The following is a 15,058-nucleotide window of genomic DNA, read 5'->3' as shown; positions in this document are numbered from 1 at the left end:
TATGACAAGCTCAAAAGAAATTATCAAAGTTCTGTTGCTTTAGCCTGTATATTTTTATGGCTACCTTTATAGGGTTAATTATGAACAGTAAGTGTCAACAGACCCTAGTGTAATTTCATGTTGATCTGATCGCAAAATCTGAATGGTTAAAGCTTGGGCTATTTTCAAAAATAGAGGTTTCTTCTCAGGCGGAACAGTGGTAAAAATAAAAATAAAGTGCTTAGTGAAAGTAGGGTGTTGGAATGAAAACCACAGTAAAATATGTAGTCTTAAAAAGTCTTGACTATCAATTGGGTACACCATTATTTCAGGAAGAAATTGACGCTGATGGTCAATATTTTGATCAGATACCAAGCACAATTTCTTATCAGAACTTACAGTTCAAAGTAAAAAGCAAAGAGCTTAAACGTTTGCATCTGGCCGAAGAGCAGGAAGATACTCAAACGATTATCGTCAAAGTAGTCAATATCTAATAAAGATTGAATAGAATAAGCCTCTTTTAAAGAGGCTTATTTATTATAAATAGATTAATAAATATATTTACAAACAATGATTTGATCTAAGTTTATACCAAAATAATAAGTAAAAATATTTGAATTAAAGTCAAGGTAAATTCGAAACAGCTTAAGTTTTATTGGTGAGGTCATGTTAAGTATCGTATTTCTTCACAGTTAATAATATTAAAAAAGAATTGTATTTTTAATGTTTTATTTAATTTTTTAAAAATATAGAAGATTTAGATTTATTTTTATATATTTATAAATATCAATAGTATAGTTATTAAGTGGTTCTGTTTAATAACGCTTTTTAAATTTTATTAAAAATTTTCCTATATATGAAATAGGACTTAATTTATTCCTTTTATTGGATAATAAATTTTTGACCTATAAAGTCTTTCATTATGTTTCTGTTGCATTATATCAGGTAATTTATGTTGCGCATTAATCTCCACTTCAAGTACTTATCTTACTATTTTTTACATTGAATTAATCTGTAACAGGTTAAAGGTTGGCGAAATCTGAAAAATGCGTAGAGTAGATATTAAGTCGAAACCTATCGGCTTTTAATTTAAAGCAAATAGTAAGGAATACCACCATGGCTAATAATCAACAGCAAGACCAACAGAAACAGCAACAACAGCAACAGCAAAATCAAGATCAGCAGCGTCAACAAAACAACCAGCAAAACCCAAATCAGCAACAAAATAACCAGCAACAACAACAGCCACAAGATGGTCAACATAATCAGCAACAGCGCGACCAGCAGCAACAACAGCAGCCGCAGCGCAATCAGCAACAAAACCAGCAAGGCCAACAGCAACAACAGCCACAGCAAAACAGTAACCAACAGCAACAACGTTCACGTAATCAACAAGATCAGTGAAAACCACAGCGTTAATTCTTTTTAAGATATACGCTCTTCATAAAAAAACCGCCTGAATCAGGCGGTTTTTTATAAATTTCATTTCACAATTAGACTGAACATAGATCAACACTGAATATTGGCTTTTAGCTTGTAGAAATTCAAGGCATTGTCTAGGTCGGTGAGCAACTCTTTTTCTGTATATTCCTTGGGAGCAAGTTTTAGCAGAGCAGGCATGTAGTTATTTTTATATTCTTTAGGATATTGTTCACACAGGATGCGTGTTCTTTCTTCCAGACTAATTGTTGAAGAGTCGAGTTTGTCCAGATAAGCACTGAGTTGATTATCTGATTGTTCAAACTGCGCTTTAATATTTGCAGCAGCCTCGGCTGAATTCTCTGCTTGCTGTTTTTGGCAGCCGCTTATTGCCAGACTCATCAATAAAGTAATTAGTATGCGATTTTTCATGCTGCCAAAATATTGTTATTGCTCATATGAAAAATTATAGAGAGAAAAGACTAAAAAGAAAGCAATGATCTATAAACTTTATGAGACATTGAACATTCATAACATCCGATATTAACTGAAATAAGGAATTTTCTTCTAAAAATCTAAATTAACCCATTCTCACTTATAGGTTTAGCAATTCTTCTTGGGTTTTGGTTATTTAGTAATCTTATTTTCTCATTAAAAATATTTTTGGATAAATTACAGTCATTTAATTAACAAAAGTAATGGTTTTTTCATATTTTGAAACATTGCATCTATATATCCTACACAGATCGGCTGCATGGCTAGTGATATCTTGGCGTCATTCTAAGAACTTAATGAAAATAATTAAAAATCAGCACATTATAAGGCCTGTTTAATTTAGGAGAGTTAAACAGGCTTTTTCTTTTCCATATTAAATCTGGTTTTTTCTTTGCTGATTGTATTTTTTGCTCATTCTCTTTCACATAAGTTTTCATACACAACATAAAGCCTGAAAATTTCCTCAGGAGAGATACATGAATAGATGTTATTTATATATCTCTTTTCACGAAAAGACAGGACAAAGCTATGATGAGATGTATATGCACATTTGGCATGGGCGTGATGGTCGGCTGTTGTTTTAAATCTTGCAAAGAAAAAATGTGTCAGATGATGAGCAGCAAGCATTGTAAAAGTGATCATTGTAAAAAGGATCAGACGACTCAAGCTGAAGAGCCTGTACGAACTTAGTCCCAAAGCTTCAATTTTACTGATGAAAGGTTAAACAGAGCTGAGTACTGAAGTTGTTCTAGATCACTGATCCAATCATTTTGTATTGAGTCATTCTATATTTAAAGCAATAAAGCTTGATTGTAGATCGGGCTTTTTACACTCAGGAGAAAAACATGATGCAATTTATATTTTGTTTATTTGGTCTTCATGGTGCGACTGAAATTAACTACACGTGTGACCATGATGAGGTCAAACAGTGTCGTGATTGCTTGAAAAATATTGAATAATGTGCCAAATCATCAGACATCTTAATGAAGATCAATCCCCGTTCAATCATCAGTTGGCGGGGTTTTTCTTTACTGATGAAATTTTTGGATCTAAACATAATTTCTCACAAGGAATACTTTATAAAAGAATCATTTCAATAGGATTACGTTTTGATAAATTCTTAGCTGCTTAGAACTGGAATACAATAAAATTTATGCGTGTGATCACCCATGCTCGAATTCTTGAAGCAATTCAAAAGAGGCCACAGGCTGAAACTGCATTAGCTGGTGGGGATTGACTGATTAAGGCCAAGCATCCTAAAGGTTTTACTGAAATGAAAAGACTTTTTCCGGCAGTGGATAAGCTTAGAAAATTTCATGTATTCGATATCGGCTCGCACGCGAATTCATATTCTTTGCTGTACCATCTACGATCAGGCTGAACAGCTTATTTGCTCAGATGGACTTCAGGAATTGTGAAATGTAAAAGAGCACTTGAAGGAAAGTTTGTCTTTTAAAAAAACTGAATGTGCAACATAAATAACATTGATGTTTAGTAGTAGATGTCATATTTATCTCTTAATAGATATATGAAGGAGATGCATATGACAAATAAGCCAGAGCAAGAGCAAGAATCAAATCCCCATAAAGAATCGAATGACGATAAAGGTAATCAGGCATCTTATAAGCATGTCAAACCAGAGAAAAAACCCAATGCAGAACCGGAAAATCCATTGAGAGAGCAAAAATAGCTTTTTCACATGGACTAAGCCCTAACTTGGTTTAGGGCTTTTTAATTTCCCAATAAGCGTTGATCTCTAGGCTTTGCAATAAACTCATCTTTCATTTCAAAGAAAAATTCATGGGCTTGTTCATGATCGCAGTGCAACCAGTCATGTCGTGATGCTTCGGGAATTACAATAATCGAGCGTTTTTCATCATTCGGGTCATGGAACTGTTTCATAAAGGGATGGTGATCTGAATTTATAGTCAGCATCGAAAATGATCTGATTTTTTCACCATCAATGTGTGCGTCATCATAAATCGCCGCCACGGTAAAAGGATTGCCATCTTCACGTGAAATGCCAAACCAGTGCGGTTTGCCATCTATATATTTAGGTTCAAAGAATGTATCGATAGGTACTAAAGCAAACTGGTTGTTTTTCCAGGCATGTCGAAAACTCGGTTTGGATGCCACTGTTTCAGTTCGTGCATTATAAGTATGCCGGCCATATTTCAATTCTTTCGCCCAAGCTGGAATCAGTCCGAAACGTGCGATATCCAGTTCAAACTCGTCAGCACCGCGCATAATGATTGGCGCAGGTGCTAAAGGATAAACATGCGTTTTCATTTCCAGTTCGAGTTGATCTTCATGAATATCTAATAAGGAAAGAAGTTTTTTTGAGGGGAATTCATAGTTCGAGCACATAAATAACCTCTTTCATTCTAATTATTGTCTGCTAAAGAATTAAGGTATAAAAATGATGGGCTCAAAACAATTCGAAATCGTAAATGTAGTTTTAACAGAAAGTAAAAATACGGATTAATATTAGTTTATCCTCTTTATAGAATAGTGCCCTTTAAAGAACTATTCTATAAATATGAAGATTAAAATATTTGAGTTTTTAATGATTAAATATAAAAGCTCGCCGGGTTATTTTGTAGGGCAAGTGCTCAAAGCTTTTCCTTGTTCAACTGAATGGATAAAGTTTTCAATCAGAAATTCACTCTGTCTTAAGGAATCACGATGATCTCCATTTTTGACGAGATGGAAGGCGATAGATTTCTGCTTTGTACATACCTGCTGGTAGAAAGCATAAGTACCACGATAATCGACCAGTTGATCTTTCTCGCCTTGTACCAGCAGAACCGGCACAGTCGGTGTCATATTCTCAATAGACTGTTCTTTTAAATAATTGGTCAAAGGTGCCAAATTTATGTTTGATTTAAAGACAGTTTTAGGTGCTTGTTTTAGGTCCGATTGTAATTCTGACAAACAGCGACTGCGTGCATGATTAAGAATTTCTCCCATTTCTGGGCTCACTAAATTTGCTGGAGCAAGCATCGGATCTGCAGCTTCTGCTCCTAAAAGCACAATTGGAAAAAATGCGGCGACATCAGTCGTGATTTGCGAATTTCTGGCAACATATTCAGCGATTCCTTCATATTGATAACCGCCCGGCGCCAGTGCAATTGCTCCGCGAAGATCAAATTCAGGCGCATCTTTTTGACCGGCCGCTGCAACTTTAAGAGATGCTGCACCTCCTTGACTATGACCCATAACATACCAATTTTTACTAAAGTTATAAGGCTTTAAATGGTGGATCGCTCGTACAGCATCAACGACAGTATGCAACTGGCTTCGCGCATTCATATAAGGATGACCGCCCGGAGTGCCTAAGCCTTGATAATCAGGTGCAACGACTGCATAGCCGCGAGCGAGCCAGGCATTCAATGCCTTAGCAGCGATTTGCTGATAGACATGGACTGGCCCACCCACATAATCGCCAGAGGGTGCACATGTATCAGCAACGCCAGTTGTACCATGCGCCCAAGCCAGAACAGGCCATCCATCTTCAGGGAGTTTGCCTTTAGGTAACAAGATATAGCCTGAAGTGACGATGGGCTCGGATTTTGTGCCACGACTGCGATAATTGATTAAGAAACGTTGTGAGGCATTCGTAAACAGATCAGTATTTTGTTCTTGTATAGATAATATTGTACCCGGTATTTTTTCCGAAATATTAGATGGTTGGATTTTGCTGTTATCGGGCAGAGGAGAGGCCATTGTATATGTTGAGCCTAAACATAAACAACTCATGATCAATTTAATAATAGGAGGTTTAATTTTCATCACTGAAACCATTTTCCTTTTTATAATGTCATTTTTAATGTAGCAGCTTTATTTATGTTTCTAAATTAACTCTGCACAAAGTTTGTAAACTAAAGCTTTTAAGTTAAGGCGAATGAGCAGTACAACAGGTTATTTTAGTCTAACTAACAACTTCATATAAGCACTTATATTTTAATGTGGTTCTGATCTGTGAGTAGAATTCAAATCATGTCTAAGCTGACTAATACGATCATAAATCACTTTTCGCATTCGGTTTATTACTCCCAGAGGTTTGTGCTCCGGTAGGGTATGCCATGGTGTAAAGGAAAGGTTTTCACAGAACTTGTTTTGTTCAGGTGTATCAAAAACTTGCTGAGGAATCCGGATAGTTGCGACCTTATAGAAAGGTGCTTGGCTTTCTTGCCATTCAGTCATGGAATCTTCGACCGACATGCTGTTTGATGTTCTAGGCTGTACCAGAAACTCCATACATGCTTCACTTTTTTGCAAATGTTTGCGCAGGTTTTCTCTTAGAAAATTATGATGGGGAGCATGTGGAAGAGGATCTATCACTGTCGAACATGCTTGAGCTGAATATTTTACAGCTTGACGATCAGTGCCTATTCCTAATTGATAGGGCACCATAGACCAATATCTAGTTTGCAAAGGATTAGAAATTTTATTCCTGGTATTTAAGGCAATCCAGGTTCCTTTAGCTCCTAATGCAAAAGGAATATGGAGCTTATTGAAAAATCTATCGCTATTTATATCTTGCATAAATGACATATATCGGACTGGATCATTCACAAAAAAAACAGGATGATTGATCATAATGAAATCTTGAGTAGAGGTTTCATCATCTAAAAGTTTTTCTCCCGGTACTGCCAAAAGTTTTATCGCCATGCCACGGGCATCTTTTTTAATATCTGCTTGTTGGGCATCTTTAGAACCATTAGAGAAACGAATCCAGGCTTGATATGTTTTTCCAGGAAGAAAAACACCTTGAGCCAAGTTTTTGGGAAGAGCTTCATCTACTTTGAATTCTGCACGTACACAACCGTGTGCTTTGGGATGGGCATCACGTAGCGCGATACCTGTGGAATACTCTTTCCGAATCGATAGCTCAATTATATCTGCGATTTTTTCAGTTATGTTTGCTTTATCAGGATAAAGACTTTCACTTAAATGAGGATCTATATGGGGATGAATATTATCTTTTGAAGAGTTAGAGTTTATAGGGGAAGCATTAGCATATGCAGTACTACAAATACTTATTGCCATTAGAGAGGGGAAAACTAGACCCGAGCATATAGGTCTTATAAAGTTAGGCATTGATTTTCTCCTTGCTATAAAGCTAGAGTTAGTTTTAATTTTTTAGCCTATGATCTGAAAATTCTTTGGACATACTTTAGCCATAAAATAATGATAATGTCTGTGTAATTATAGATCTTCAGATTTTAAGTCCATCCAGCTCCTTTCTAAAAATGTTTCCACTCTTCTTTATCGTGTGCTCAATATAGAAGACGATTTATGTTCTTACTTTAATTTAACTCAACACAGAGTTTTTTACTTTAGCAAAATTTATCCATAAACTTATGAAAATTTATTTTTAGACTAATGCGAGATGCTCGTAGCAAAATCAAGAGTCGTCGAATACAGTGCTATAGAAATTTATTGAGTTTAAAATTTTGAAAATATTAGGATATATAAATCAATGCCAGTTCTAGCAATCCAGCATAGACTCAGTGGATTTTACTTTTTTTACTATGCGATTGTCGGGGCGTTCATGCCTTTTTGGAGTCTGTATCTTGAAGATCAAGGCTTCAATTATCAGGAAATCGGGATTTTATCTTCTATTGCGATTGTTACCCGCTTCTTTGCTCCCTTAATTTGGGGCTGGATTGCAGACAAGTCTGGTAAACGCATGCTGCTGGTACGTATTGCCACCTGGATGGAAGCCTGTATCTGGTTCATGATTTTTATCATTCCCAATAGCTTTCAGTCCGTAGCTTTACTGATGCTGATTTTCAGTTTCTTTCAGAATGCTATTTTGGCACAGTTTGAAGGCGTGACTTTATTCTGGCTCGGGGAAAAAAGAGCAGAACTCTATGGCAAAGTACGAAAATGGGGATCAGTCGGCTTTATTATCGGTGTATTCTGCTTGGGCGCCGTCTTTGAAATTATGAGCATCAGTATGTTACCCGTCTTGTTGCTGTGTATTTCATTTCTGGCCTTTCTCTGGTCATTTACCATTAAAGAGCCCACGACAGCACCTACCGCACAGAAACAGCTCGAACCCTTATGGCCAATATTCAAACGCCCAGTGGTGTATAGCTTTTTCCTGATTGAATTGATTCTGCTATTTTCACACGCGCCATTTTATAGTTTTTATAGCAATTATCTCAGTCAGGCGGGATTTAGCACCAGTCAGATCGGGCTGCTCTGGTCAGTCGGGGTCATTGCGGAAATCATCATGTTTGCCTATGCGACGTTCTTTCTGACACGGTGGTCATGGCGTCATCTGGTCACGCTATGCTTGTTAATGACAGGATTAAGATGGTTCATCGTCGGAGTCTTTCCTGCTTCATTTATGGCACAGTTTTTTGCTCAAACGATTCACGCTTTAAGTTTTGGTTTATTTCATATGATTGCGATGCGAGTGATTTTCCAGAATTTTTCTGCAGGGCAGCAAGGACGTGGACAAGCGCTCTATAGCACCATGTGGGGCATTGGCGTGGCGAGTGGCAGTATTCTGGCTGGGCATTATTGGGATCAAGTCGGCGGCACATCTATCTTTATCGCTGCTGCAGCATCGACCTTGCTTGGCTTGTTACTGACTTTAGGATTGCCGAATAAAGTCGAACTGCAAAAACAGGCTTGAAAATATCATCTCAACATTAAATACGGATCTTGGAATATTGCCCAAACCACGGTTGAGCTTGTTCCAATTGAGCTGCCAATTGTAGCAGGAGATCTTCACGGGCAAACGGCGCAATAAACTGTGAACCGAGCGGCAGGTTTTGTTCATTCCAGTACAGCGGTACAGACATCGCCGGGAGTCCGGTAATATTGGCCAACTGGGTAAAAGGCACCCATTTCAGATTTTCTTTCACAATCTGGTCGACCAGTTTACCTTGCGCCAGTAAATGCGCTTTATTCAGTTTCAATAAAGCTTTAAGAATCGGTTTCTGCCAGTTTGGTGTTTTGACCTCACCATTTTTTGGCGCCACTGTCGCCGTGGCAGGAGTCAGATACAGATCATAATCATCAAAGAAATGATTCATCTGGGTTACATATTGACCCCAGTTATTCAGGTTCTGGATATAATCAATCGCGCTGGTTTTGGCCCCAAAAGCCGCCAGCGCTAAAGAGTCCAGTTCAAAATCATTCGATTTGGACGGATAGCCTTTCTGGATTTCATCCAGCATAAATGAAAACTGGCTAAACCAGGTGGTAATAAAATCCTTGGCCAGTTGCATGCCATCAATGGCTGGACGGTCTTCGACCACTTCATGGCCCAAAGATTCTAGCAATTTGGCTGTTTGTTCAATGGCTTTGATGGCATCCTGCGAAACAGGTGTGCCAATGGTAGAATAAGTACTAAATGCAATTTTTAGCTTCTTCGGTGGTTGCTGAATCACATCCAGATAATGATGTTGTGGACGCTGAATCTTAAACAGTGAACTATGATCTTCACCATGGGTGGCATCCAGCATTGCAGCACTATCCCGTACCGTTTTGGTCAGTACATGCTGAATCGCGGCGCCATGCATGGCTTCACTCATTTGTGGTCCCCAAGGCGTGCGGCCACGACTCGGTTTCAGGCCAAACAGGCCGCAATAGGAAGCGGGGATACGTATCGAGCCGCCACCATCACCAGCACCCGCAATTGGTACAATTCCGGCCGCCACAGCAGAAGCTGAACCACCGGACGAGCCGCCGCTATTATGCTGTAAATTCCACGGATTTTTACAGCTGCCCCAGGCATCCGGTTCAGTAATCCCTTTAATGCCAAATTCAGGGGTATTGGTACGTCCAAAAGTCACAATCCCGGCTTTTTCCCAGCGATTGACAATCTCGGCATTGGTTTCGGCAATATAACCGATCCGTTTTAAGCCCTGACAGCCATAAGAAGTCGGATAACCGGCATATTCCTGAAACAGGTCTTTAACCAGAAAAGGCACACCGGCAAAAGGTCCGGACAGATTTTGCTGGCTCCGTTTCAATGCATGCTCATGCATCGGAATAATAATTGCATTCAGCTCGGGATTGGCAATGGAACTACGTTCTAAGGCAGCAGATAAAAGTTCACTTGAATGTACGTGTTTATTGGCGACCAGTTCAGCGAGTCCTAAGCCGTCATATTGCAGATATTCTTCAAATTTCATTGCCATTCCCTAGCATTAATGCTGTTTCAAGGTTGTAGATGATTTGGGCTCAAGATGCAAGCACCACCTGATTGCGCCCACGATGTTTGGCCTGATATAGGGCTTGGTCTGCAATATTAATCAGGTTTTGCAGATCTTGGGAGTTGGGTTCATTTTGATGGGTGATGCCCACACTCACGGTAATATACAGGGAAGAGCCATCTGATTGATAAATCGGGGTTTTTTCCACCAGATCACGAATCCGTTCTGCAATAAGACGTGCTTCTGATGGTTCGGTATTCCAGAGTAACAGCACAAATTCTTCCCCACCAATTCGTGCAAACAGATCTTCAGCACGTAAATTGCAGCGAATGATTTCCGCAAAATGTTGCAGCACCTTGTCACCGACATGATGGCCAAAATCATCGTTCAGACGTTTGAAATGATCAATATCCAGCATGATGACCGAAAATTCCATTCTGTTGGCATATTGCAGTAAATATTCACCTTTCTGAAAGAAAAAATGACGGTTCATGGTGCGGGTCAGACTGTCATGATTGGCCAGATAGAGAACCCGTTTAAACAGCTCATTGCGGTTTTGACTAATAATACAAAGAATAAGCGGCGATAAGGCCAGCATAAACAGCCCGATCCGGAGCGAAATATAAATCGTAGAATCTGCCAAGGTGTCATGCGTTGTGGCATAAAACCGCGTCAGGCTGTAATAGGTCAGGATAATCACAAAAGCGTTGATCATGGTCATGGTAAACAGGCGATAGGTCAACGCAGCCCAGATCAGTGCAGCCAGAGGGTAGAGCATTGCACCCGGGCCTGCAAAAATATTGGTAATGATGACACAGGCCACGACTGAAGATGCAGGTAAAAAATAGCTGAAGTAATTACGTTTTTGACGACGGTTTTTAAATAAGTACTGCATGTCTTTTATTCTTGGGAATGCCAAGATTAAAGGAAGAAACACAATATAATTCACCATTTCACCGGTCCACCACAGACCAAAATCAATCCATAAATTTTCTTTGGTCATGAATGAATTGGGTAGATTGGGCAAGGTGATAACTGCAAAAGCCGCACTGGCCAGGCAGCCTGCAAAAGCGAAGATGCCAAATAAATGAACGAAGGTATAACCGGTATTATAGTATTTGTAATTAATCTTGAAATATCGAATAAAAAATATCGAGACAATAGTACTGATCAGATTAGACAGGGTAAGAAACAGGCTTTGTAATAGGCTGTTCCCGGTGACCAGATCTGCAAACATAAAAGCACTGAATGCACCGAGCCAACCTCCCATATTATTTAAATGTGGAAAGCGTAAGAACAGGGCTAACAAGGCAGCATTGGCCGGCCACAATAAGGCCAGGTACTCAATCGGTCTGGTTGCGATCCCAATAAAACAACAGACTAAAACAGCGAAAACAATGACAAAATAAGCATAGGTTTCATGATTTAATTGTTGTTCTGTTATTCGAGCTAATTGCAAATTTAAAATCCTATTCAAATTTCTAAGTGTGAATGATCACTTTGTTCAGCAACTAAGTTTGACCCAAAATATAATTTTATTGTTTGATTAATCTGTTATTAATACGAACTATTAAGATTCTTATATACGAAATATATACAAAAAAAGTCAGAAAGGAAATCCATCTTTTTAAACAATGTGATAAATAATTTCTGACTCTGTATTGAAATTGCGTTAGAGCGGGACACGATCCCAAAAAATATGATAATTTAGAATCAATTGTTAACAAGATGCCGGTAAATATGAAAAAAATATGTCTTAGCCTTATCTTACTCATGAGCTCACCTTGGCTAATGGCGGCAGAAAATAAAAAACCAGCGAATGCTCCTGCTAAAGCTGCTGAAATCCCAAATACATTTACTGTGAAAACCCGTCCGGAAATTGTCGGATTGTGGGGAATGGAAATCCCGAATAATAAAAAATGTATCGAATATTATAATTTTAAAGGTAATAATAATGTGGTGATTAAAAGTGGCGATGAGTGGACGTCAGGGCTGTATGACTATCAGCCGGCACAGGATCCTTCACAGCAGATTCCAGCGCTGATTCTGCAAGTAAAATATGACAATAATGAAAAAGACTGTTCAGGCAATCAGGTGGATCAGTCTGGTGAAATTTCGCAGTATTTTCTGAAATGGCAAAACCCTTATACGATTAACTTCTGCGCCAATGAAAAAGCCGAGCAATGTTTTGCCGTGCTCAGACGCGTATTGCCTTAAATTGCACACAATAAAAAACCGCTGAATGACAGCGGTTTTTTATGAGCTTTGATTTAAGCTTTGTCTTCAGCACCTTCAAGCTGCTTTAACAAATGTTTTTCCAGATAATGAATATCCATTGCCTGTTTGCAGAAGTTTTTATCCTGAAGGATTAAATCTTTATGCAAAGGAATATTGGTTTTAACGCCAGTCAAAATCATTTCTTCCAAAGCATTTCTCATTCGAGAAATAGACGTCTCACGATCCTTACCATGCGAAATCAGTTTGGCAATCATCGAATCATAATACGGTGGAATGCTGTAACCTGGATAAACATGCGAGTCCAAACGGATACCTGCGCCGCCTGGTGCATAGAAGTTGTCAATCTTGCCTGGTGAAGGCAGGAAGGTCAATGGATCTTCTGCGTTAATACGGCATTCAATCGCATGTCCTAAAACCTTGACGTCTTCTTGCTGAATATCGAGGCCTAAGCCGCCAGCAATACGCAATTGCTGTTCGATAATATCGATCCCCGTGACCATTTCAGTTACCGGATGCTCAACCTGAACACGCGTATTCATTTCAATGAAGAAGAACTCATCATCTTCAAACAGGAATTCGAATGTACCTGCACCACGATATTGCATCAATTTACAGGCATTGACACAGGCTTCTAGAATATCAGCACGTGCTTGCTCTGGTAAGTTCGGTGCTGGTGCTTCTTCCAGTACTTTTTGATGGCGACGCTGTAGTGAACAGTCACGATCATACAGATGAATCGCATGACCATTACCATCAGCAAGTACTTGCACTTCGACGTGACGTGGCTTTTGCAGGAAACGTTCCATATAGACCGTATCATCACCGAACCACATTTCTGCATCACGCTGTGCAGCCTGAACAGATTCCAGCAGGGTATCGACATTTTCTACGATACGCATACCACGACCACCACCGCCAGAAGCAGCTTTTACAATCAGTGGAAAACCGATCTCTTTGGCTTCAGCCATGGCATTGTGAATCGTTACGGCATGGTCGCAGCCCGGTACTGTTGGTACACCAGCTTTTTTCATGGCAATAATGGCAGAAACCTTGTTTCCCATTAAACGAATATGTTCCGGACGCGGACCAATAAAGATAAAACCAGAATTTTCTACGATTTCTGCAAATTCTGCATTTTCAGCGAGGAATCCATAACCAGGATGGATTGCATCTGCGCCGGTAATTTCAGCAGCTGTAATAATCGCAGGAATATTCAAGTAGCTGTCACTGCTCGCACCAGGGCCGATACATACTGCTTCATCACAGAAACGTAAGTGCATCAGGTCCTTGTCTGCGTCAGAATAGACACCTACAGTTTTGATCCCTAAAGTTCTGCAAGCACGGGTGATGCGTAACGCAATTTCACCACGGTTTGCAATTAAAACTTTTTGCAACATTATAAATCCCCGGGGTGATTAAGCGCGGTAGCGGAAAAGTGGTTGACCGAATTGAATCACTTCACCATTTTTCACCAGAATTTCTTCAATCACACCGCTTTGAGTTGCTTCAATCGGGTTCATGATTTTCATTGCTTCGATAATACCGAGCGTATCGCCTGCAGAAACGGTCTGGCCAACTTTAACAAAGGTCGGCTCACCTGGGCTTGGTGCTGCATAGAACACGCCGACCATTGGTGAAGTTTCAACAGCACCGCGAGGAGATTTTGCTGCTGGCGCTTCGGCTGCTGGTGCAGGCATCGCAGGAACAGCTGCTGCAACCACTGGATTACGACGAGTTAATGCAATCGATTGATCGCCTTCTTTAACTTCGATCGCCTGTAAGTCAGATTCAATCATCAAGTCGATGAGTTTCTTGATTTTACGGATATCCATGAGACAGTATTCCTAATTAAGATTGTGTAGAAGGTTGTATTTTTTCAATGATATAGTCGAGGGCAGCAGCATAGCCTTTTGCACCTAGACCACAGATCACGCCGATGGCTTTATCGGACAAGTATGAATGATGTCGGAATGCCTCACGTGCATGCACATTAGACAGATGGACTTCAATGAAAGGAATGGCAACGCCAAGGAGGGCATCGCGAACAGCAACAGAGGTATGGGTCAATGCTGCTGGATTAATAATGATATATTGAATGCCGTCTTGCTGGGCTTGATGAATTCGGTCAACAATGGCACCTTCCCAGTTGCTTTGGAACGTTTCGAGTTGTAAGGTAGCTTGTTGAGCCTGAGCAATCAGCTGCTGGTTAATATCGTCAAGACTAAGGTGACCATAAACTTCCGGTTCGCGCTTCCCAAGCAAGTTTAAATTCGGTCCATGAATAACCAAAATGGTCGAACTCATCCAGCATGCTCCAATTAAAAAGTATCGGGGTTTGTTTGCAAGATGTCTGCAAACTCTGCTTATTATTGCATGATTTTCTACATTACTATTTATAATTTCTTTGAATTAACGTAGAAAGCATATAGCAAACAGTGGCGCTATAATGAAAACTTTGCAGAGATTTGGCAATGTTAAAAAATTACAATTCGCTGGGTATTCAGATTATTTTCATTGTAAACCCAATTGGCAAAAACAGTTAATATCCTTTATGTAACTGTATCTTCATGTTAACGCTAAATTCTTCCTTTTAGTGATATTTTTAGTTTTGAGCAAGAGTTGTCTGGCTGATTTTACCGCAATGTTCGACTTCTAGAGCATAGAAAACTCTTTACATTCTGACTTTAGAGTTGTGCTGATTATCCTCTTTATATATAAGCTATCGACCGCTTCTTAAAACGTGATGA

14 protein-coding genes and 1 pseudogene are annotated in these 15,058 nt (G+C 39.4%); 6 read left to right on the top strand and 9 right to left on the bottom strand.

What is annotated here, in order from left to right:
* From NI468_RS08620 to NI468_RS08610, 3 genes and pseudogenes are all read left to right on the top strand, one after another.
* Positions 1-91: pseudogene (locus NI468_RS08620) on the top strand (IS5/IS1182 family transposase); the annotation flags it as partial.
* A 151-nt stretch (positions 92-242) separates the two neighbouring features.
* The gene (locus NI468_RS08615; RefSeq protein WP_004280185.1) at positions 243-473 is read left to right on the top strand and encodes a hypothetical protein; all 231 of its coding nucleotides are present in this window, start codon (positions 243-245) and stop codon (positions 471-473) included.
* A 622-nt stretch (positions 474-1,095) separates the two neighbouring features.
* On the top strand, positions 1,096-1,383 hold the full coding sequence (locus NI468_RS08610; RefSeq protein WP_253101378.1) for a hypothetical protein: 288 nt from the start codon (positions 1,096-1,098) through the stop codon (positions 1,381-1,383).
* Positions 1,384-1,488: 105 nt separating this feature from the next.
* On the opposite strand, the gene NI468_RS08605 is transcribed toward NI468_RS08610, so the two are convergent.
* Positions 1,489-1,830 (bottom strand): hypothetical protein, encoded by a 342-nt coding sequence (locus tag NI468_RS08605; RefSeq protein ID WP_005107130.1) that lies wholly within the window; start codon positions 1,828-1,830, stop codon positions 1,489-1,491.
* A gap of 1,606 nt (positions 1,831-3,436) precedes the next feature.
* On the opposite strand from NI468_RS08605, the gene NI468_RS08595 reads away from it, so the two are divergent.
* Positions 3,437-3,583: a hypothetical protein gene (locus NI468_RS08595; protein WP_004646799.1), complete on the top strand. Its 147-nt coding sequence runs from the start codon at positions 3,437-3,439 to the stop codon at positions 3,581-3,583.
* 41 nt (positions 3,584-3,624) lie between these two features.
* Here the strand turns inward: NI468_RS08595 and NI468_RS08590 are convergent, their stop codons facing one another.
* The 3 genes from NI468_RS08590 to NI468_RS08580 form a co-directional block, all read right to left on the bottom strand.
* Positions 3,625-4,260 carry an SOS response-associated peptidase gene (locus tag NI468_RS08590; RefSeq protein ID WP_253101376.1) on the bottom strand — a complete coding sequence of 212 codons (636 nt, stop codon included), beginning with the start codon at positions 4,258-4,260 and terminating at the stop codon, positions 3,625-3,627.
* 225 nt (positions 4,261-4,485) lie between these two features.
* Positions 4,486-5,697 (bottom strand): alpha/beta fold hydrolase, encoded by a 1,212-nt coding sequence (locus NI468_RS08585; RefSeq protein WP_420909029.1) that lies wholly within the window; start codon positions 5,695-5,697, stop codon positions 4,486-4,488.
* A gap of 159 nt (positions 5,698-5,856) precedes the next feature.
* Complete coding sequence (locus tag NI468_RS08580) at positions 5,857-6,996, bottom strand: catalase family protein (RefSeq protein ID WP_253101371.1); 1,140 nt, start codon at positions 6,994-6,996, stop codon at positions 5,857-5,859.
* A 382-nt stretch (positions 6,997-7,378) separates the two neighbouring features.
* Here NI468_RS08580 and NI468_RS08575 point away from each other — a divergent pair, with 382 nt between their 5' ends.
* Complete coding sequence (locus tag NI468_RS08575) at positions 7,379-8,545, top strand: MFS transporter (protein ID WP_253101368.1); 1,167 nt, start codon at positions 7,379-7,381, stop codon at positions 8,543-8,545.
* Positions 8,546-8,561: 16 nt separating this feature from the next.
* Here the strand turns inward: NI468_RS08575 and NI468_RS08570 are convergent, their stop codons facing one another.
* Entirely contained in the window at positions 8,562-10,052 is a 1,491-nt protein-coding gene (locus NI468_RS08570) for an amidase (RefSeq protein WP_005246506.1), read from the bottom strand.
* Positions 10,053-10,101: 49 nt separating this feature from the next.
* Positions 10,102-11,532, bottom strand: a complete 1,431-nt coding sequence (locus NI468_RS08565) for a sensor domain-containing diguanylate cyclase (protein ID WP_253101364.1) — start codon at positions 11,530-11,532, stop codon at positions 10,102-10,104.
* Between the two features lie 314 nt (positions 11,533-11,846).
* Here NI468_RS08565 and NI468_RS08560 point away from each other — a divergent pair, with 314 nt between their 5' ends.
* Complete coding sequence (locus tag NI468_RS08560; protein ID WP_253101361.1) at positions 11,847-12,290, top strand: hypothetical protein; 444 nt, start codon at positions 11,847-11,849, stop codon at positions 12,288-12,290.
* A gap of 53 nt (positions 12,291-12,343) precedes the next feature.
* Here NI468_RS08560 and accC read toward each other — a convergent pair whose 3' ends face one another.
* From accC to aroQ, 3 genes are read right to left on the bottom strand one after another with little or no spacing between them, the layout of a single operon-like run.
* Positions 12,344-13,708 (bottom strand): acetyl-CoA carboxylase biotin carboxylase subunit, encoded by a 1,365-nt coding sequence (gene accC, locus NI468_RS08555; RefSeq protein WP_253101358.1) that lies wholly within the window; start codon positions 13,706-13,708, stop codon positions 12,344-12,346.
* 18 nt (positions 13,709-13,726) lie between these two features.
* Positions 13,727-14,143, bottom strand: a complete 417-nt coding sequence (gene accB / locus NI468_RS08550) for an acetyl-CoA carboxylase biotin carboxyl carrier protein (protein ID WP_005107117.1) — start codon at positions 14,141-14,143, stop codon at positions 13,727-13,729.
* Between the two features lie 16 nt (positions 14,144-14,159).
* Positions 14,160-14,615 (bottom strand): type II 3-dehydroquinate dehydratase, encoded by a 456-nt coding sequence (gene aroQ, locus NI468_RS08545; protein WP_253101355.1) that lies wholly within the window; start codon positions 14,613-14,615, stop codon positions 14,160-14,162.
* Between the last annotated feature and the right edge of the window lie 443 nt (positions 14,616-15,058).

The organism is Acinetobacter lwoffii (assembly GCF_024129355.1).
Classification (GTDB): Bacteria; Pseudomonadota; Gammaproteobacteria; order Pseudomonadales; family Moraxellaceae; genus Acinetobacter; species Acinetobacter lwoffii_I.
Note: the sequence above shows the minus strand (reverse complement) of the source record. Positions and strands in the feature narration are given on the sequence as shown.

Coding starts and splice junctions, on each gene's coding strand:
- NI468_RS08615 (WP_004280185.1), top strand. CDS start 243: ATGAAAACCACAGTAAAATATGTAGTCTTAAAAAGTCTTGACTATCAA.
- NI468_RS08610 (WP_253101378.1), top strand. CDS start 1,096: ATGGCTAATAATCAACAGCAAGACCAACAGAAACAGCAACAACAGCAA.
- NI468_RS08605 (WP_005107130.1), bottom strand. CDS start 1,830: ATGAAAAATCGCATACTAATTACTTTATTGATGAGTCTGGCAATAAGC.
- NI468_RS08595 (WP_004646799.1), top strand. CDS start 3,437: ATGACAAATAAGCCAGAGCAAGAGCAAGAATCAAATCCCCATAAAGAA.
- NI468_RS08590 (WP_253101376.1), bottom strand. CDS start 4,260: ATGTGCTCGAACTATGAATTCCCCTCAAAAAAACTTCTTTCCTTATTA.
- NI468_RS08585 (WP_420909029.1), bottom strand. CDS start 5,697: ATGGTTTCAGTGATGAAAATTAAACCTCCTATTATTAAATTGATCATG.
- NI468_RS08580 (WP_253101371.1), bottom strand. CDS start 6,996: ATGCCTAACTTTATAAGACCTATATGCTCGGGTCTAGTTTTCCCCTCT.
- NI468_RS08575 (WP_253101368.1), top strand. CDS start 7,379: ATGCCAGTTCTAGCAATCCAGCATAGACTCAGTGGATTTTACTTTTTT.
- NI468_RS08570 (WP_005246506.1), bottom strand. CDS start 10,052: ATGAAATTTGAAGAATATCTGCAATATGACGGCTTAGGACTCGCTGAA.
- NI468_RS08560 (WP_253101361.1), top strand. CDS start 11,847: ATGAGCTCACCTTGGCTAATGGCGGCAGAAAATAAAAAACCAGCGAAT.
- accC (WP_253101358.1), bottom strand. CDS start 13,708: ATGTTGCAAAAAGTTTTAATTGCAAACCGTGGTGAAATTGCGTTACGC.
- accB (WP_005107117.1), bottom strand. CDS start 14,143: ATGGATATCCGTAAAATCAAGAAACTCATCGACTTGATGATTGAATCT.
- aroQ (WP_253101355.1), bottom strand. CDS start 14,615: ATGAGTTCGACCATTTTGGTTATTCATGGACCGAATTTAAACTTGCTT.